The organism is Streptomyces sp. SCL15-4, from assembly GCF_033366695.1.
In the GTDB taxonomy this organism is placed as follows: Bacteria; Actinomycetota; Actinomycetes; order Streptomycetales; family Streptomycetaceae; genus Streptomyces.
Genome location: NZ_JAOBTQ010000001.1, coordinates 7,560,932 through 7,579,291 on the forward strand (window position 1 = coordinate 7,560,932; position 18,360 = coordinate 7,579,291).

Below are 18,360 nucleotides of genomic sequence, written 5' to 3' on the forward strand. Positions count from 1 at the left end.
TTTCCGCATCCTTTCCACCCCGTATCAGACGAGGCTTCCGCCATGCCGTCCACCTCCGTGGATCACTCCGCCGTGCCCGCGACTCCCGCGGCACCGGCCACCGCCGCCGCCCGGCGGCGCGCCAACCCCTGGCTCACCCTGTGCGCCGTCGCCTTCGGCCTGTTCATGGTCCAACTCGACGGATCCGTCGTCGCGATCGCCAACCCCGAGATCGGCCGCGAACTGCACGCGTCCACCGCCCAGTTGCAGTGGGTGACCAACTCCTATCTGCTGGCCCTGGCCGCCACCCTCATCCTCGGCGGCAAGCTCGGCGACCGGTTCGGCCGGCGCACCTTCTACCTCGCCGGCGTCGCCGGGTTCGCGTTGTCCTCCGTCGCCATCGGCCTGTCCGGCTCCATCACCGGCGTCGTCGCCTTCCGCGCGCTCCAAGGTGTCTTCGGCGGTCTGCTGATGCCCAACACCCTCGGTCTGCTGCGGGCCGTGTTCCCGCCGCGCAAGTTCGGCATGGCCGTCGGCATCTGGGCGATGGTCTCGGCCGTGTCCACCGCCCTGGGCCCGATCGTCGGAGGCCTGCTGGTGGAGCACGTCAGCTGGGAGTCCGTCTTCTACATCAATCTGCCCATCGGCGTACTCGCCTGCGCCTTCAGCGCGTTCGTGCTGCCGCAGTCGAAGAGTGCCGCCGGCAGCCACCGCTTCGACGTCATCGGTGTCGTCCTGCTCGCGCTCGGCCTGCTGAGCGTCGTCTTCGGCGTGGTCAAGGGCGAGACCTGGGGCTGGACGTCGGCCGGCACCTGGGCCGCGATCCTCGCCGGTCTGCTCCTGCTCCTCCTCTTCGGCCGTCACGAGACGCGAGTGGAATATCCGTTGCTGCCGATGCGGCTCTTCCGCAGCCGTGCCCTGACCATCGGCGCGGTCATCACCGCCCTCAACTTCTTCGTCATGCTGGGCGTGATCTTCTTCGTCATGCTCTACCTGCAGAACGTGCGCGGTCTGACGCCCGTGCAGGCGGGCGTGCGCACCCTGCCGTTGAGCCTCGCCTCCCTCGTCGCCTCCCCGCTCGGCGCCGCCCTGACCGCGCGGTTCGGCGCCCGCCTCTGCATGCCGCTCGGCATGCTGCTCCAGGCCGCGGCCTGCTTCGCCCTGCTGACCTGGTCCGGCGACTCCTCGTACGCCACCATGTGGCCGCCGTTCGTCGCGCTCGGGCTCGGTGTCGGCATGGTGCTGTCCGCCTCGTCCGACGCGATCGTCGGCAACGCGCCCGTGCAGGACGGCGGTGTGGCCGGCGGGCTCCAGGCCACCACACTGCAGATCGGCGGCGCTCTCGGCACGTCCGTGCTGGTCTCCGTCATCAGCGCCCGCGTCGGCGCCACCCTGGCCACCGAACTGACCGGCGCGGGCGTGCCGGGTGGCCTGGCCGGGAAGCTGGCCGAGGCGAAGGACGCCGTGGCCATGGGTGTCGCGCCGGTGTCGCCGTCCATGCCGGACACGCTCCGTGCGGCCGTCGTCGAGGGCAGCGGCCGGGCGTTCATGAACGGTGTGCACGCCTCCGCCGTGGTCACCGGCGTGCTCTGCCTGCTGGGCGCGGCCCTCGCGGCGGCCGGCATGCGGGGCCGGACGACGGCCGGGGACGAGTAGGCAGAGGCCAAGGGGACCGAGCGGTGAAGGCACCGGAAAACGGCGACGGGCCTCCCGGCCGCCGACGTACCGCGAGGCGGCCCGGCCCGCCCGCGGCATCGGCCGGTCCGTCACGCGTCGGTTCCTCACCCGTCGGCTCGTCACCCGTCGGCTCGTCACCCGTCAGCCCGTGCGCCGACCTCTGCGCCGGTCCCCGCCTCGGTCTCCGCGTCGTCCCTTGCTCAGCCCGACCGCTCAGCCGCCGGCGGTGGCGGACCGGCCGGCCTTACCCGGCAGGGCGGTGGCCACTCGCCCCGGCCGGGACCGAGCGGTCATCAACCGGCGTGCCCGGGCCGATTCCCGGCCCATAGTCCTCGGCCGCTTCCCGGCCCGTCGCCCTTGACCGATATCCGCCCCATCGCCGCCGACCGGTGTCCGGCAGGGTGGCCCTCGCCCCTGCATCCCTTACGCCCTTACACCCTGTGACCCCGTGACCCGGTGCTCTCCGGTTCCCGGCCGGTTTGGAAGATTTTTCGGATCGTCTGGAATTCGGCTGCGTACATCCAGGATTCCGGGGCATCCGAGCACTGAACCGCCCGGGGTCTCCCCCTGCTCCGGGCGCGGCGTCTCCGCCGGCGGCCCCATCCCCCCGGGCCGCCGGCGGAGCCATGCGCGGCCGTCCCGGCCACCCGGGCCCGGCGGTGCTCAGTTCCCCAGCCGGACCGGGATCTCCTGCCAGCCGTGGGCGATGCAGGACGGCACATGGCGCAGCTCGTCGGCCGCGCGGGCCAGGCGCAGGCCGGGGAAGCGGGAGAACAGGGCGGGCAGCGCGGTCAGCGCCTCCAGCCGGGCCAGCGGAGCCCCGACGCAGCGGTGCACGCCGACCCCGAACGCCAGGTGGTCCTCGGCCGCCCGCGTCGCGTCGAAGACGGCCGCGTCGGGGCCGTAGCGCGCCGGGTCCAGGCCCGACGCGGCGTACGTCGTGATGATCGCGTCCCCGGCCGGAATCGTCACGTCCCCGACCGTGAGGTCCTCCACCGCGAACCGCAACGGCAGCGCGGCGATGGACGGATGCACCCGCAGTGTCTCGTCGACCACCGCGTCCCAGCCGATCTCCCCGGCGCGCACCGACGCCAGCTGTCCGGGGTCGGCCAGCAGGGCGACGGCCGCGTTGCCGATGAGGTTGACGGTGGTCTCGAAGCCGGCGCCGACCACCAGCAGCAGCGTGTGCAGCAGTTCCTCGTCGGAGAGCCGGTCGCCGTCCTCGTCCCGCACCCGGATCAGCTCCGTGGTGATGTCGTCACCCGGCCGGGTCCGCCGGTACTCGATCAGCGCGCCGAGCACCGAGCCGACGCGTTCGCGCACGGAGGCCGCGAACTCGGGGCTCGGATCGGAGGTGTTCATGAAGTCGGCGATGAGCCGCGCCGCGCCGGGCCGTAACGCGTCGGGCACGCCCAGGAGTTCGCAGATCATCCGCATCGGCAGAGGATGCGCGAGGCCGTCGCGCAGGTCGACCACGCCGCCGTCGGCGCCCGCGGCCTGGAGCGCGTCCAGCAGCTCGGCCGTCAGCGCGGCCACCCGGGGCCGCATCGCCTCGGTGCGCCGGTGGGTGAAGCTCGGCGCCACCAGCCTGCGCAGCCGGGTGTGGTCGGTGCCGTAGGTGGTGAGCATGTTGGTCACGCCCACCCAGTTGGCCATCCAGCCCCAGGACGGATGCGCGTCCAGCTCCGGCCACAGACGCCAGTGCCGGCGCGCGTCCTTGCTGACCCGGGGATCGAGGATGAGGGTCTTGAGGGTGTCGTGACCGGTGGGTGCCCAGGCGGGGATGGCTCCGGGCAGCTCCACGGGTACGACGGGGCCGAGGGCGCGCAGCCGGGCGCTCTCCGCGGCGATGTCGGAGCCGAAGGGGTCGAGGGCGATACGGTCGGTGACGGTCACAACGGTCTCCAGACTGGTCGGCCATGCCTGAGGCGGTCCCGGTCCAAGTACACCCTGTCATCGGTCGTACGCACACCGCTTCCGTGTCATCCGGCCCGTAAGGGGACCGAGTTCGGCCGCGGGCCCGGCCTCCGGGCCGGCGCGGGACGGTCGTTCGCCCGCCGTGGAGGAGGGCAGCACGCCGGCGGCCCGGCGTTCACCGCGGCCCTCCACCCGCTCCCGCCGCCTCCGGTGTCAGGACCAGCATGGTCGCGTCGTCGCGGACCAGATAGCGGTGTCGTACCAGGTCCTCCCACACCGCGCCGGGAAGGTCGGCGGACGGGGCGCCGGCCAGGGCGGTCAGTCGTCGCGGGAGCGGGTAGAAGGCACCGCCGGCGTCCCGGGCCTCCCACACGCCGTCGGAGGCCAGGAACAGGCGGTCGCCCGGAGCGAGCGGCACGGTGACCTCCTTCGGCGGGTCGACACCGACCAGCCCGATGCCCAGCGGCGGTGCGGGCGCGACGGTCACCTCCCGGGCCGCCCCGGCGCGCAGCAGCACGGGCGCCGGATGCCCGCACGCCACCACCCGTACCGCGGCCGTGCCGTCGGCGAACTCCAGCAGCAGGGCGGTGGCGAACAGCTCCGCGTGCCCCACGTCCGCCGAGTCCACCGCCAGCCGGCGGTCCAGCCGCGCCGCCACCGACTCCAGGTCCGGCTGGTCCAGCGCGGCCTCCCGGAACGCTCCCAGCAGCGACACCACCGTGGCCACCGCCGTCAGCCCGTGCCCCTGCACATCCCCCAGCACCGCCCGCACGCCGTACGGCCCCGCCCGCACGTCGAAGAAGTCCCCGCCCACCAGCGTCCCGTCCTGCGCGGCCCGGTAGTAGGCGGCGCACCCGACCCGCCCGACCCGGTCCGGCAGCGGCGGCAGCACGGCCCGCTGCACCGCCTCGCCGATCGCCCGCTCGGTGTCCAGCTGGGCGTCCCGCCGGCTGCGCACATAGGCCACGAACACGCTCAGCGCGGCCACGAACACGACGGTCAGCAGATCGGTGTCACCGGGACGGTTCAGATGCGTGGCCGGCATGTTCAGCACCGCGACCACGCCCAGCCCGAGCACTCCGGTGGTCAGCGGGCCGTAGGACAGGACCGCCAGCGGCGGGATCGCGCCCAGCAGGAAACCGAGATCGCGCGCGTGGGGTGTGATCAGCGTGGCGGAGCCGACGGCCGCGAGCAGCAGGACGGGCAGCACACGGACCCACCACGGCGGCGGCGCGCCCCGCAGCCAGCCGCGCTCCCGACGGTCCCCGCGCGCCCACCGGCCGCGTACCGATCCCACATCCCCAAGCTACGCCGCCGCCCATGTCCCGCACCTCGCGCGAGAACGCGGAAACCGGTGGACGCCGGCCCGGCCGCCCGCCTAACCTGGGCCCGCCACGCCCGGACCGGACCGACGAAGGAGGCGAGTGTCATGCGCGACAGCAGCAACAGGCGCTTCCCCCTCCCCGTGCCGCGGGCGTGTCACGTCTGATCCGATGATCCGACCGGGAGCGTCGTCCACCCACGCATCCCGGAGGAATCCATGACCGGCCTGGTCGTCCGCGCGCTCGACGACAGCAGCGCGCACCTGTTCCACACCCTGCCCGACCCGCTCGCCCTGGGCGACGGGCACCGGCGCACCCGCTACCGTCCCGACTGGCGGCGCGTCGCCCTGCGCGACGGCCGTGTCGTGGCACGGGCCGCCTGGTGGGCCCGCCCCGAGGACCCCGAGCCCCTGGTGATCAACTGGTTCGACGTCGCCGAGGGCGAGGAGGAGGCCGGTGCCGCACTGCTGCGGACGGCCCCGTGGCGGACCCCCGAGCTGGAACTCGACCTGCCGCCCGGCTGGCGGAACGACCCGCGCCTGCGGGCCGCGGCCGGCGCCCGGGCCGCCGCCGCGCGCCGGGCCGGCTACACCCCTCTGGTGGAGCGGTTCGTCTACCGCTGGACCCCGGACCGGGGCCTGCCCGAGCGGCCCGGACGGCTCGTCTTCACCGCCGAACCGGACGACAGCGTGTTCCACGGCCTGCTGCGCCGCATCCACTCCGCCACCCTGGACGCCCACGCCCGCCGGGCCGTCGAGCGGGGCGGCGTGGACCGGGCGGCCCGGGAGGAGATGGACGTCTTCCACTGGTTCCCCTCGCCCCGCCACTGGTGGCGGCTCGCCCACACCCCGGCGGGCGACCCGGTCGGCATCCACATCCCGGCCCGCAACCCCTCGGGGCCGTGCGTCGGCTTCATCGGAGTGGTGCCGGAACAGCGCGGCCACGGCTACGCCTACGACCTGCTCGCCGACTGCACCCACTTCCTGGCCGGACAGGGCGCCGAGTTCATCGCCGCCGCCACCGACCAGGACAACTTCCCGATGGCCGCCCACTTCACCACGGCCCGCTATCCCGTCGTACACGAACGCGTCACCTACTGGACCGGCCCGGAGGCCGGCGACGGTCGCTGACGGCACGGCGACCGGCCGTCCGGACCCGACCGGCCGTCCGGACCCCGGTCGGCCTACGCCGGGCCGGCCTACGCCGGGCCGGCCTACGCCCGGGCGGCCGTGAGCCGGTCCTCCGCCGCGGCGAGGATTTCGGTGACCCGCAGCCCGAACGCGGCGTCGCAGGAGTGCGGGCGGCCGGTGCGGGCGGCCCGCACCAGCGCGTCGGCGGCCCGGCCGAGCGCGGCGACCGCTCCTTGCGAACTCCCGGGCATGACCGACACACCCGCCTCGCCCCGCAGCTCCACCTCGGCCCCGGCCGCCGCCGGCGGGGCCGTCAGGCTCAGCGTGAGCGAGCTGGACGCGCCGGTGGCGTGGTCCAGCACCAGATGGACGGTGTCCGCCGGACCGCGCGCCGCCGCCGCGACCTTCCCTACGTCGCCGAGGACCGGCAGCAGGACCGACAGGGCGTGCGGGCCGACGTCCCACAGCGCCCCCTTCTCCCGCCGCCACGGCGAGGCCGCGAACGGGCTGTCGCCCGTGAACACCGCGCCCAGCCAGTGGGCCCGCGCGGTGAACCAGCCCGTCCGCGCGGCCTGTTCCTCGACCCAGGCCTCCGGCTCCTTCTGGAAGCGCGTGGTGAAAAACACCACCGACGCCACCCCGGCCCGCTCCACCGCCTCCGCCACGGCCCGGCCCCCGGCGGCCGACACCGCCAGCGGCTTGTCCAGCAGCAGGTGACGGCCCGCTCCGGCCGCGCGCACCGCCAACTCCGCCTGCACCGACGGCGGCAGGGCCACCGCCACCGCGTCCACGTCGGCCAGCAGCGCGTCCACGTCGGCGTACGCGGCGACGCCGTACCGCTCCGCCAGCTCCGCGGCCGCCTCCGGCCGGCGCCCCCACACCCCGGTGAACTCCAGGCCGGTGTGCTCCGCGAGGGCGGGAGCGTACGTCGCCCGCGCCCATGGGCCCGTCCCCAGCAGTCCGATGCGCATGTCCCGTTCCCTTCCGACAGTCGTTCCCCGCCCCTTCAGGATGGTGCGCCGCGTTCACCCTCCGCACACCCGTGGCCCCCCGTTCCCCGCCCCGCGAGCCAGCCCGCGATGGCGGCGGCGATCGGCTGGCCGGTGTCCATCTCCACGAACCCGAACTGGCCGGACTGGTTGCACTCCAGGAACCACCAGATCCCGTCCGCGTCCTCCGCGAAGTCGAAGGCTCCGTACGCCAGTTCCGCACCCGTCATGTACCGCCGCACGCCTTCGGCGACCCGTGGGGGCACGTCCGCGGGCAGCCAGGGGGAGACCGAGGGGGCGAAACGGACGTCCACGTCGTCCGGATGGGCGTCCGGGTCGGCGGGCTTGCGGGCGGCCAGCAGCGTGCCGCCGACGACGGTGAGCCGGATGTCGGCCCGTTTGGCGATCCTCCGTTGCAGCAGGGTCGGGCCGTAGGCCACCGCGGTGAAATCGGTGTCCGGCGCGACGCGGCTGGTCGGCACGGACCGGGGCGGCTCCTGCGGATGCGCCCCGGAGACCGGCTTGACCACCAGGTCCGGGAAGCGCCGCGCGAACTCCCGCGCGGCCTGCGGGAACGTCGTGATGAGGGTGGCCGGCACCGCCAGCCCGCTGCGCTGGGCCAGGCCGAGCTGCCAGGGTTTGTGCCGGGCGCGGCGGGCGGCGTCCGGATGGTTCATCCAGCGGGCGTCGCTGCACCGCAGCATGCCGTACAGCGCCTGCGACGACTCCTCCGTCAGCCAGGCGGAGGGCTGGGCGGCGCGGGCGGCCGGATCGCCCGGTCTGCGCACCCACACCGAGCGCAGACCGTCCATGCCCACCAGGCGCCCGCCGACGGACAGATGCCCCCGGCAGGCGCCCCGCACGTACTCGCCCGACAGCGCCACGCCGTTGGTCAGATCGGCGGGGTCGAGCCGGACGACGGGCACGCCGGCCTCGCCCAGCCGGAGGACCACCATGTCCGCCGTCACGTCTTCCTCACTGGTCAGGATGAGCACGGTCATCTGTGGGGGTCCGCGGTTTCAGTCGTCGAAGTGCGTCTTGGAACCGGCGGTCGACGTCGTGGTCCCGAGGGCTCTCAACGTCGCGTGGTCGGTCGCGGCGATCCGCCCGTCCGGGAGGACGTTCACTTGCAGTCCGGAGTCGTACGCGTACGGAATGGTGACGTCCAACTGCACAGCGGGCCGCGCGTAGTTGAGCGTGAACGGTTGCATGGTCTCTCCCTGATTAGGCTTTCACGTCCTTATACGAGTCGAACGGGTGATTGGTTTCCTTACTCTCCGTGGCCGCGGCGCGGAGGGACGCCGCGGGCGCCTACCGCGCGAGCGTCTCCCGCGCCGCCGTCAAGGCCTGTTCGGCGTACCCGCGTCCGAACAGCACCGCGTGCACCAGCAGAGGGAAGAGCCGGTGCAGCCCCACCCGGTCCCGCCAGCCGTCCGCCAGCGGCGCCGCCTCCTGGTAACCGACGAATACCCGCTCCAGGTGCGGACAGCCGAACAACCCCAGCATCGCCAGGTCGGTCTCCCGGTGCCCGCCGTGCGCGGCCGGATCGATCAGCCGCACCTCGCCGTCGGCCGCCCACAGCACATTGCCGTTCCACAGGTCGCCGTGCAGCCGGGCGGGCGGCTCGGCCGGACCCGCCAGCTCCGGCAGGCGCGCGCAGACCCGCTCGAACACGGCGGCCTCCGCCGGGCGGAGCACGCCGCGGTCGACCGCGCCGCGCACATAGGGCAGCACGCGGTGCTCGGCGTACCAGGACGGCCACTCGGCGCCCGGCGCGTTGCGCATGGGGGCCGCGCCGATACGGGCGTCCTCGGGGCCGCCGGGCGGCGCCGCCCCGAAGCAGGGCGCGCCGGCCGCGTGCAGCGCGGCGAGGGCCTGGCCGAAACGGAGCGCCGCCGCCGGGCCGGGCGACCCGGCCGGCACCCGCTCGGTCACCATCCAGTGGTCGTCGTGCCCCAGCACCGCCGGCACCCGGACCGCGTCCGCGGCGGCCAGCCAGCGCAGCCCCGCGACCTCGGCGCGCACCGCCCCGGGAGCGTCCCCCCGCTTCACCATCACGGGTGTCCCGTCGTCGAGCAGCACCTCGGCGGGCGAGCCGGACGACGGCCGGGTCCCGGCGGCGGGGCGCCCGGTGAGCCGGGACGCCACCTGTCCTGGATCCTCTTCACGGTTGGCCACGGCCCCAGGGTACGACCCGCAACAAGGGCGCCTCGCTGGGCAGTTCAACCATTGATACGACTGTTGCCAGCCAAACGGATGAGGTCGGCGGCCCACGTTTCCCGAGCGGCTGCCGGTGACCGGGCGGCCTCAGCGGCCGACGGGGAGCGTCCTGCGGGTGAGCCCCACCGGATTCGCGGCCGGCAGCAGCCCCGACTCCCGGACCGCGTGGGCCAGCGGCTCCAGCAGCGCGGCCAGCCGCTCGGTGCGCTCGGCGCCCAGCGCGGTCCACGGCCGTTCGGCCGCCGCGTCGGTCAGCGCCTCCGTCCGGGCGCGCAGCGCCGCGCCCGCGGGCGTGAGCGAGCCGTCCGCCGCGAGCCTGCCGTCCGCGCGCAACCGCTCCTCGGCCGCCGCCCAGTCCCGCGCCGGCCACTTCCGCGTCTCGCGCAGGAAGGCCCCGTCGGACTCGCCGGCCGCCGCCTTGAGCACCATGGCCTCCACCGGCCCGAGCCCCAGGCCGACCAGCACCGCCACATGGGAGTCGCCGCGATGCTCACGCAGGGTCGTCACGGCCTGCCACAGCCGGGCGGCGGGCCGCTCCGGGCGGCCGAGCGCCTGGTTGGCGGCGGCCAGCACCCGGCCTGTGGTGTCCGCCGCCGCGGCGGCCTCCCAGGCGAGGTCCGCGGCCTGCGCGAAGGCGGCGGAGCCGACGGCGTCCGCGCCGGCCACCCGGGTCAGCGCCGCGTCCATCGCCTCCAGACGGGCCGCCAGCACATCCGCCGGAGCCGCGTACGCCCAGGCGTCCGGCAGCGCCCGGGCCACCCGCGAGGGATGGAAGACGTGGAAACAGCTCGTCACCACGGACGGGGACACCGCGCCGAGCGGAGCGGCGCGCAGCGCGAAGTACCCCATCCAGAACCCGCGAAGCCCGAGCGCGTCCGCCGCCCGGTGCGCCTCCGGCGCGAAGTACACGAGGTCGTGCACCGGCTCGTACCGCTCCCACAGAGCGCGCGCCCTTCCGTCCGCCACCGCTTCCTCCCGCCGCGTCGCCCCGGCCGGCCGCCGTACGGCCGGTGCCGTACGACCGTGCTGCCGTGCCGTCGCCACCAGCCTGCGTTATGACGGCGGTCATAACAAGGGGTCCGGCGTCACCCGGAGCCGGTCCGGACGCGGCCGGTGGCAGCCGATCACTCCGGCAGGCGTACGGACGCGCCGCCGATTGACCCGTACGAGGGGTCGCGAAGCGGGCGCGCTGGGGCAGACGGGTGGCGTGGTGACCCGGCTGGGCGGCCCGGATGGTGGGAGCCGGGGGCCTCGCTGACGGTGGTTCATGTCGGGACCGGGTCCATCCAGCTGATGAGGTATCCGCTGCCCGGTCACGGCGGAAGGACATCACTATGCGCTCTGCCCGCACGCTCCTGGCGACGGCGGCCGCCACGGCCGCCCTCGGCTTCGCGACGCCCGGAGCCGCGTTCGCCGTTCCGGCCGAACACGACAGCGGTCGCGACGACTCCTCGTACAGCAGGGAGCACGACAGCGACTCCGACCGTGACGAGGGATCCGACAGCGGCGACAACAGCGACGACAACAGCGACAAGGACAACGACTACGGCAGCGAGCGCGGCGGCGGAGGGGAACACGACGGGCCGCGCGGCGGAATGCACACGGGTGGCGGAGCACTCGCCGCGGTGCGCAGCGGCGGCTGGGGATCGGGGAGCGACGACAGCAGGTTCGACCCGGAGAGCTACCGCGACAACGGCGGCGACGACGAGGAGGAGAAGGGCGGCAAGGAGGAAAAGGGCGGCGGCAAGGGTGAGAAGGGAGGCAGGAGCGGCAAGAGCGAGTGGGGCGAGGACGACGAGCACGACAAGCCGCGCGGCGGCATGCACACCGGCGGCGGCGCGCTCGCCACGCCCGGTGTCACCGCGGGCGGTCTCGCCGTCCTGGCCGTGGCCGCGACCGGCGCGTACACGCTGCGCCGCAAGAAGGCCGCCGGACCGGCGGCCTGACGGGCCGCCGCCGTGCGACAGGGGCCGCGGACACCGCCGGCACGCCCTCGGGGCCGGCGGCCCGCGCCCCCGCGCCGCACCAGTGCCGCCCTCGCCGGCCCTCGCGCGCGGCCCCGCCCCGCCCCTGTCCTCCGTGCCCCGATCCCCGTGCTGCCGTGCCCGAGTGAGGTGGTGTCCGATGGCAGCAGATCCCTCCGCGTCCCCCGTCTCTCCGGCGGCGCCGGCGGACGACCGGCACGCCGGCCACGGCGGGCGGCTGACGCTGTGGGGTGTGGCAGCGGTCTTCCTCGCCGTCAGCCTGTTCGGCGGCCATCGGCCGGCCGGTGAGCCCACGCCGCACCGGGCCCCGGACGCCGGTGCCGTCGCCTCCGCCGGTCCCCGCCGGCCGGGCGAGGCGCTGCCCCGGTCGGCGCCGACCCGGCTGCGCATCCCGGAGATCTCCGTGGACGCGCCCTTCACCACCCTGGCCCTCGGTTCCTCGGGCCAGCTCCAGCCCCCGCCCGCCGCCGACACCAACCTCGTCGGCTGGTACGCCGGCGGTGTCTCGCCCGGTGAGCGGGGCACCGCGATCATCGCCGGTCACGTCGACACGGTCACCTCGGCGGCCGTCTTCGCCGAGCTGGGCCGGCTGGAGCCCGGCGACCGGTTCTCCGTGGAGCGGGCCGACGGGCGTACGGCGGAGTTCGTCGTGGACAGCGCCGAGACCTTCGCCAAGGACGACTTCCCCAGCGAGCGGGTGTACGCGGACGCCGACCGCCCCGAGGCCCGGCTCATCACCTGCGCCGGGGACTACGACCGTTCGGTGCGCGACTACACCGACAACCTGGTCGTCTTCGCCCACCTGGTGTGAGCCGCCGGGGTCACGGGCGCGCGCCGGAGCCTTCCGGCCGGGCGGTGGCGCGGGTCCCGGCCGGGCGGCGGCCAGCGCTCCGGTCGGGCGGCGGGACGGCTTCCATCAGGCGGGGGCGGGATCGCGGCAGGCGGCTCAGGGCTGCGGCCGGGCGGCCGCGCGTGCGGTGAAGGGGCCGTCGGGCGCGAACGCCAGCGCCGCGAACCGTTCGCCGATCCGGCGGTGGCCGGCCGGGTCCGGGTGCAGGCCGTCGGGCAGCGGCAGCTCGGCGAAGTCGGCCTCGCCGTACAGCTCGCGGCCGTCCAGGTAGTGCAGCCGCGGGTCCTCGGCGGCCCGCTCGCGCACGATCCGGGCCAGCTCCTCCCGGACGACCCCGAGGGTGAGCTTGCCGGCCGCCCGCTCGGCGGGGTCCCCGGTGGCTAGGTACCGCAGCCGGCCCTCGCCCAGCGCCGCCGGGTCCATGGCGGTGGGGCCGGGCGTGTCCTCGTGCATCGGGCACAGGACCGGGGAGACGACGAGCAGCGGGGTGCCCGGGTGGCCCTCGCGGACGGTGTCGAGGAAGCCGTGCACGGCGGGGCCGAAGGCGCGCAGCCGCATCAGGTCGGTGTTGACCACGTTGATCCCGAGCTTGACGCTGATCAGATCGGCGGGCGTGTCGCGCAGCGCGCGGGCGGTGAACGGGTCGAGCAGCGCGCTGCCGCCCAGCCCGAGGTTGACCAGCTCCACTCCGCCCAGGGACGCGGCGAGCGCGGGCCAGGTGGTGGTGGGGCTCGCCGCGTCGGAACCGTGGCTGAGGGAGCTGCCGTGGTGCAGCCACACCGGGCGGCCCCGGTTTGGTACGGGTTCCACGGGGGCGTCGGCGCGCAGCGCGACGAGTTCGGTCCTCTCGTTGTGCGGCAGCCAGATCTCCACGTCCTTGAGGGTGTCCGGCAGGCCCGCGAAACGCACGGTGCCGACGGGCCCGGGCCGGTGCTCGGCGGAGCCGGTGGCCAGGTCGACGGTGAGCGTGTCGCCGTCGGCGAGGGTGGCGCTGCCGGCCGGGCGGCCGTCCACGAGCAGGTCGTAGACGCCGTCCGGGCGGGGCGGCGCGCCGGTGTAGACGCGCTTGGTCGGCACGGTGTCCAGCTCGACGGCGGTGGCGCGGGTGCGCAGCGCCAGGCGTACGCCGGAGGGCTGGGACTCGGCCAGGGCCAGCTGCGGGTCGGCGCACTGGGCGCGGGCCCGGGCGGGCAGCCGGTGCGGCAGCAGCCCGCGCTCGGTGCGCTCCAGTTCGAGGGCGCCGCGGATCAGGCCGGAGGTCAGGGGAATGGTGTGCATGGTGTCTGCCAGGGGTCTCAGGGGCGGGCGGGCCAGGTGCGCAGCAGGGAGTCGAGGGCGTCCAGGATCCGGGCCCAGGACTCCTCGGAACCGGGGGCGCTGTGGTCGAAGCCGCCGGCCGTCTCCAGGCTGACGTAGCCGTGGAAGACGCTGCCGAGGAGGCGTACGGCGTGGGTCTGGTCCGGCTCCGCCAGGTCGTAGCCGCGCAGGATGGCCCGGGTGAGCTGGGCGATGCGGACGCCGGCGCTGCCGGCCGCCGTCGCGGGGTCCAGCGGGTGGCGGGCCGCCGTGTAGCGGCCGGGGTGAGCGCGGGCGTAGTCCCGGCAGACGTTCGCGAAGGCGACGAGGGCGTCCCTGCCGGACCGGCCGGCCAGCGCCTCGGCGGCCCGGTCGGCCATCTCCTCCAGGGCGAGCAGGGCGATCCGCGTCTTCAGGTCCTGGGAGTTGCGCAGGTGCGAGTACAGGCTCGCGACCTTGACGTCGAACCGCCGGGCCAGCGCCGAGACCGTCACCTGCTCGAAGCCGACCTCGTCGGCCAGTTCCGCCCCGGCCCGGACCAGGCGTTCGGTGGTCAGACCCGCACGCGCCATCATCGTCTCTCCTGTCTTCCGGAGGGGATTATGGAACTTCCTAAAGGGTTTAGGCAAATGGGATCGGAAATTAGGTGGGCTTCTTACTCCCGCCCGCTGTCCTCCGCGAGGCGGTAGAGGGCGGCGCCGTGGGCGGGCAGGCGTACGGTGAGGTGCCGGCCGTCGTGCGGGACGTCGGCGTGGGTCCACAGCTCGCGGACCCGGTCGGCGGGGCGCGCGCCGACCGAGCCGAGCGGCACGTCGTACCGGCGGGGTTCGCCGGCCAGGGAGAAGACGGCGGCGTACCGGGTGCGGCCGTCGGTGTGCCGGGCGGTCCACAGCACCAGTCCGTCCTCGCGGAGCACCTCGCGGTTGCCGGTGCCGTGCCACAGCACGGCCAGCGCCTCCTCGTTGGTGAGCAGTTCGATGGTCTCGGGCGGGCTGGTGGGCAGATCGCCGCCCATCATCAGCGGTGACCGGGAGATCAGCCACAGGGTGAGCAGGCTGATCTGCTCGGGACGGGTCAGGGAGCACAGCCGGTCCGTGCCGCGTTCGGCGCGGATGCCGATCCGGCCGAGGGGCAGCATGTCGGCGTCCGCCCAGCCGGCCTCGCTCTGCCAGGGCGCCCACCGGGCCATCCGGGCGAACTGCGCCTCCACGTCCGCCCAGCGGTCCCACAGGTCGTCGCAGACGCGCCACATGGTGGCGTGCTCGCGCAGGTGGTCCAGGCGGGCGAGGGAGAGGTCGGTGCCGGGGGAGAGGCTCAGCTCGATCGGCCGGCCGCAGCGCTCGATCGCCCGCGCGTAGGCGGCGATCTCCCGTTCGTGGTACGGGAACAGCATGTCGTCGGCCTTGACGAAGTCCACGCCCCACGCGGCGAACCGGGCCACCTGGGAGTCGTAGTACGCCTGGGCGCCCGGATGGTCGTGGTCCAGGCCGTAGTTGTCGGTGTTCCACGGGCACACCGAGGTGGTGTCGGCGATCTCGTCGGCGGTGAACTCCGTTCCGTGGACGGGCAGCCGGGCGGCCACGGCACGGCGCGGGACGCCCCGCATGACGTGCAGCCCGAAGCGCAGCCCGAGGTCGTGCACCCGGCGGGCCAGCGGTGCGAAACCCGCCCCGCCGGCGGCGGACGGGAACCGGTTCGGGGCCGGGAGCTGACGGCCGTACGCGTCCAGGACCAGCGGGGCGTCCGGATTGTAGCCGTGGGCACGGGCCGTCGGCTCGTACCACTGGATGTCCACCACCACGGTGTCCCAGCCGTGCGGCAGCAGGTGGCCGGCCATGAACTCCGCGTTGGCCAGCACCTCCTGTTCGGTGACGGTGGGGCCGTAGCAGTCCCAGCTGTTCCAGCCCATCGGCGGACGCGGTCGGCGGGCGGGGAGGGCGCGGTCCACGGTGGTGTCCTCTCGGTCCGGCAGCCGGCCGACGGCCCGGACGGCGACGAAGGAGTACGGCGGGCGGGTGAGCCGCGCGGCCGGTTTCCCCGGGCCGCCGGACACCCACTTTTTTGTGGGTACTTGGCACCTCCCGGTCGCTCGGGAGAGGCTGTTTCCCGAGGCCAGGGGCTGCCGGCAGAACGGACGGGAGGTGCCAGCCGCAGGCGCGTCAGGACGCCGCCCCGCTCGCGCGGAGCCGGTCCAGACGGCGGTGGCCCCACTCGGCCAGCGGGCCGAGGGCCTCGGCCAGGTCGCGGCCGAACGCGGTCAGCGAGTACACGGTCTTCGGCGGCAGCACGTCGTGCACCTCACGGTGCACCAGGCCGTCCAGCTCCATCTCGCGCAGCGCCTGGGTCAGCACCTTCTCGCTCAACCCGGCCAGCCGGCGACGCAGTTCGCCGGGCCGGTGCGGGCCGGACTCCAGCATCCACAGCAGTGACGTCTTCCATTTGCCGTCGATCACGGCGACCGCGGCGGTCACTCCGCAGACGTTCGGGTCCTGGGCACGGCTGCGCGTCATCGTCGTCCTCTTCGTCTTGTCCCCGCGGCCCGTCCGGCCGCTCTTGCCCCATTGCCAACATGAACATCACGTACCGGAGTTGCAACATGTCCACAGCTGTGAATCTTCCTGCCGTCACCGTGCTCGGCCTCGGTCCGATGGGCCGCTCGCTGGCGGGCGCGTTCCTCGAGGCCGGCCTGCGGACCACGGTCTGGAACCGCACGCCCGGGAAGGACCGGGAACTGGCCGAGCGGGGCGCGACGGCCGCGGCGACCGCCGAACAGGCGGTACTGGCCTCGGAGTTGACGGTCATCTGCGTGGTCGACTACGACGCCTGCGACGCGATCCTGCGCGATGCGGACGTCACCCGCGCGCTGAAGGGCCGGACCGTCGTCAGCCTGACCGCCGACACCCCAGGCCGCGCCCGGGACACCGCCGAGTGGGCGGCGGCCCACGGCATCGGCTACCTGGACGGCGCGATCATGACGCCGGCCCCCAGCATCGGCACCCCGGAGGCCGTCTTCCTGCACAGCGGACCGCGCGACCTCTACGAGCGGTACCGGCCGGTGCTGGAGGTGCTCGGCGGGACGCACACCCACCTGGGAGAGGAGACCGGGCGCGCGGCCACCTTCGACATCGCGCTGCTCGACATCTTCTGGACCGCGATGGCGGGCTACGCGCACGCCGTGGCGATCGCCCGGGCGGAGGGCGTCACCGCCGGGGAGCTGGCCCCGTTCGCCCAGGGCATCGCCGCGATCCTGCCGCCCCTGTTCGAGGAGTTCGCGCGGAACGCCGACGACGGCACCTACTCCGGCGAGATCAACCCCATCACCTCGGCCGCCTCCACCATGTCCCACGTCGTCGCCGTCTCCGAGTCCCACGGGATCGACGCGGGCGTGATGCGCTCGGTGGAGGGCCTGGCCCGCCGCGTCATCGGGCTGGGGCACGGCGGGGACGGGTTCATCCGGGTGGCGGAGATGCTCGGACGGCACTGAGGCAGACGCCACCGGAACACGCGGCCGGTGGCCATTCTGCTCCACGGGTCGTGTGCCGATCCCGCGGGGCCCAGGGCCGGCAGGCGAGGACACACGCCTGCGGCCCGCCGGGCAGCGTCCCGGCCGGCCCTGACCGGCCGGGACGCTCCGGCGCCGGTCCACGCCGCCACCGGCCCCCGCCGACGGCCGCTCCCGGCGCGCTCTTCGAGGCCGGCGACCCGTTCTCCCTCCAGCACGGCCGAACGCGCGGCGAACCCGTACCCCCCGATGTGACCGCCCCACACCCTGGCGGACCTGCGACTTGTGCCGCGCGGGGCGCCATGGAACGCTTCGGTCCGCCGGTCGCCACCGCGTCCGGCCCCGGCGGCGCGCGGCCACGGGCCGTGCGCGGCCCCCGGCGCCGGGCACAGGGCCGGGACGGCGCGACGGCCGTGCCACCGGGCGGAGCGCGGGCCCCGGCCCCGGGCACCGCCGCCCGGCCGGCCGGAGGAAACGAACGGGAAAGCGGACCGATGGAGCTGGAACTGCGGCATCTGCGGGTGGTGTGTGCGATCGCCGACGCCGGCAGCGTGGGGCGGGCCGCCGCTCAGCTGGGGTATTCGCAGCCCGCCGTGAGCACCCAGCTCCGGCGCATCGAACGGCATCTGGGCGAGCCGCTCTTCGAGCGAGGACCGGGCGGGGTGCGGCCGACCCGGTACGGCGCGGAGGTCGTCGAGCAGGCCCGGGACGTGCTCGCGCGGGCCGCCGCGATCGGGCACCGGCCGGCCGCGGCCCGCGCCCGCCGCACCCTGCGCGTGGCCGCGACCAACTCGCCGATGCTGTCCGGCACGGTCTCCCGGGTCCGCGCCCGCCTGCCGGAGCTGACCCTCGCCGTCACCAGCGTCTACGCGTCCTCGCGGATCGTGGAGCTGCTGGAGGACGGCGCGGTGGACGCCGCCATCGCCGCCGACTACCCGGGCATGGAGCTACGGCACTCGGCCGCCGTCCGGCACCGCGGCATCGTCACCGAGCCCACCTTCGTCGCCCTGCCCGCCCGGCACCGGCTGCGGCCGAGCCCCCAGGTGCGGCTCGCCGACCTCGCCGAGGACGCCTGGTTCGTGACCCCGGACGACGGCGCGGGCTGGCCGGAAGTGTTCTACGACGCCTGTGCGGCGGCCGGGTTCAGGCCGCGTACCGTGCACGAGTGGCTCGGCGACCAGACCCAGTTGCAGAGCATGATCGCCGACGGGCTCGGGGTGTCGCTGGTGCAGCCGACGCTGCGGCCGATCCCGCACGTCGTGGTCAAGCCGCTGGACGGTTCCCCGCTGTGGTGCCGCTATGTGCTGGCCTGGCGGCCGGACACCGTCACCGACGACGTCGTGGAGACCGTCGTCCGCTCCGCCACGGACGCCTACCGCGACCTCGTCGCCCAGGCCCCCCACCTGCGCACCTGGGCCTCCCGCACCTGGAGCGCCGCCGGGACACAGGGGACGTAGGACACCGCCGGCACCCGGCCCTCCCGCGCCGCCGGG

The 18,360-nt window shown here is 75.0% G+C and carries 17 protein-coding genes; 6 read left to right on the forward strand and 11 right to left on the reverse strand.

Annotation, left to right across the window (positions count from 1 at the left end; translation table 11 throughout):
* The first annotated feature begins 42 nt into the window (after nucleotides 1-42).
* Nucleotides 43-1,635 carry an MFS transporter gene (locus SCK26_RS34170; protein ID WP_318205238.1) on the forward strand — a complete coding sequence of 531 codons (1,593 nt, stop codon included), beginning with the start codon at nucleotides 43-45 and terminating at the stop codon, nucleotides 1,633-1,635.
* 684 nt (nucleotides 1,636-2,319) lie between these two features.
* Here the strand turns inward: SCK26_RS34170 and SCK26_RS34175 are convergent.
* Complete coding sequence (locus SCK26_RS34175) at nucleotides 2,320-3,552, reverse strand: cytochrome P450 (RefSeq protein WP_318205239.1); 1,233 nt, start codon at nucleotides 3,550-3,552, stop codon at nucleotides 2,320-2,322.
* 196 nt (nucleotides 3,553-3,748) lie between these two features.
* A complete protein-coding gene (locus tag SCK26_RS34180) occupies nucleotides 3,749-4,870 on the reverse strand; it encodes a PP2C family protein-serine/threonine phosphatase (RefSeq protein WP_318205240.1) in 1,122 nt (373 codons plus the stop codon).
* A 243-nt stretch (nucleotides 4,871-5,113) separates the two neighbouring features.
* On the opposite strand from SCK26_RS34180, the gene SCK26_RS34185 reads away from it, so the two are divergent.
* Nucleotides 5,114-6,025 carry a GNAT family N-acetyltransferase gene (locus SCK26_RS34185; protein WP_318205241.1) on the forward strand — a complete coding sequence of 304 codons (912 nt, stop codon included), beginning with the start codon at nucleotides 5,114-5,116 and terminating at the stop codon, nucleotides 6,023-6,025.
* 83 nt (nucleotides 6,026-6,108) lie between these two features.
* On the opposite strand, the gene SCK26_RS34190 is transcribed toward SCK26_RS34185, so the two are convergent.
* The 5 genes from SCK26_RS34190 to SCK26_RS34210 all read right to left on the reverse strand — a co-directional run bounded on the left by SCK26_RS34190 (nucleotide 6,109) and on the right by SCK26_RS34210 (nucleotide 10,200).
* Nucleotides 6,109-6,996 (reverse strand): Gfo/Idh/MocA family oxidoreductase, encoded by an 888-nt coding sequence (locus SCK26_RS34190; RefSeq protein ID WP_318205242.1) that lies wholly within the window; start codon nucleotides 6,994-6,996, stop codon nucleotides 6,109-6,111.
* A gap of 35 nt (nucleotides 6,997-7,031) precedes the next feature.
* On the reverse strand, nucleotides 7,032-8,015 hold the full coding sequence (tgmB, locus tag SCK26_RS34195) for an ATP-grasp ribosomal peptide maturase (RefSeq protein ID WP_318205243.1): 984 nt from the start codon (nucleotides 8,013-8,015) through the stop codon (nucleotides 7,032-7,034).
* A gap of 18 nt (nucleotides 8,016-8,033) precedes the next feature.
* Nucleotides 8,034-8,225, reverse strand: coding sequence for a putative ATP-grasp-modified RiPP (gene tgmA / locus SCK26_RS34200; protein ID WP_318205244.1), 192 nt, complete (start codon nucleotides 8,223-8,225; stop codon nucleotides 8,034-8,036).
* Between the two features lie 100 nt (nucleotides 8,226-8,325).
* Nucleotides 8,326-9,162, reverse strand: coding sequence for a fructosamine kinase family protein (locus SCK26_RS34205; RefSeq protein ID WP_318206149.1), 837 nt, complete (start codon nucleotides 9,160-9,162; stop codon nucleotides 8,326-8,328).
* Between the two features lie 159 nt (nucleotides 9,163-9,321).
* Nucleotides 9,322-10,200 (reverse strand): SCO6745 family protein, encoded by an 879-nt coding sequence (locus SCK26_RS34210; RefSeq protein WP_318205245.1) that lies wholly within the window; start codon nucleotides 10,198-10,200, stop codon nucleotides 9,322-9,324.
* 368 nt (nucleotides 10,201-10,568) lie between these two features.
* Between SCK26_RS34210 and SCK26_RS34215 the strand changes: the two genes are divergently transcribed.
* Together SCK26_RS34215 and SCK26_RS34220 are read left to right on the forward strand one after the other, a co-directional pair.
* Nucleotides 10,569-11,180 (forward strand): hypothetical protein, encoded by a 612-nt coding sequence (locus tag SCK26_RS34215; RefSeq protein ID WP_318205246.1) that lies wholly within the window; start codon nucleotides 10,569-10,571, stop codon nucleotides 11,178-11,180.
* Between the two features lie 178 nt (nucleotides 11,181-11,358).
* Entirely contained in the window at nucleotides 11,359-12,030 is a 672-nt protein-coding gene (locus tag SCK26_RS34220) for a class F sortase (RefSeq protein ID WP_318205247.1), read from the forward strand.
* 135 nt (nucleotides 12,031-12,165) lie between these two features.
* On the opposite strand, the gene SCK26_RS34225 is transcribed toward SCK26_RS34220, so the two are convergent.
* The 4 genes from SCK26_RS34225 to SCK26_RS34240 form a co-directional block, all read right to left on the reverse strand.
* On the reverse strand, nucleotides 12,166-13,347 hold the full coding sequence (locus tag SCK26_RS34225) for a GDSL-type esterase/lipase family protein (RefSeq protein WP_318205248.1): 1,182 nt from the start codon (nucleotides 13,345-13,347) through the stop codon (nucleotides 12,166-12,168).
* A 17-nt stretch (nucleotides 13,348-13,364) separates the two neighbouring features.
* Nucleotides 13,365-13,937, reverse strand: a complete 573-nt coding sequence (locus tag SCK26_RS34230) for a TetR/AcrR family transcriptional regulator (protein WP_318206150.1) — start codon at nucleotides 13,935-13,937, stop codon at nucleotides 13,365-13,367.
* A gap of 83 nt (nucleotides 13,938-14,020) precedes the next feature.
* The gene (locus SCK26_RS34235; protein ID WP_318205249.1) at nucleotides 14,021-15,418 is read right to left on the reverse strand and encodes a glycoside hydrolase family 27 protein; all 1,398 of its coding nucleotides are present in this window, start codon (nucleotides 15,416-15,418) and stop codon (nucleotides 14,021-14,023) included.
* 106 nt (nucleotides 15,419-15,524) lie between these two features.
* Entirely contained in the window at nucleotides 15,525-15,875 is a 351-nt protein-coding gene (locus tag SCK26_RS34240; RefSeq protein ID WP_318205250.1) for a helix-turn-helix domain-containing protein, read from the reverse strand.
* A gap of 86 nt (nucleotides 15,876-15,961) precedes the next feature.
* Here SCK26_RS34240 and SCK26_RS34245 point away from each other — a divergent pair, with 86 nt between their 5' ends.
* Nucleotides 15,962-16,849 carry an NAD(P)-dependent oxidoreductase gene (locus SCK26_RS34245; protein WP_318205251.1) on the forward strand — a complete coding sequence of 296 codons (888 nt, stop codon included), beginning with the start codon at nucleotides 15,962-15,964 and terminating at the stop codon, nucleotides 16,847-16,849.
* A gap of 512 nt (nucleotides 16,850-17,361) precedes the next feature.
* A complete protein-coding gene (locus SCK26_RS34250) occupies nucleotides 17,362-18,324 on the forward strand; it encodes a LysR family transcriptional regulator (protein WP_318205252.1) in 963 nt (320 codons plus the stop codon).
* Nucleotides 18,325-18,360: the final 36 nt, after the last annotated feature.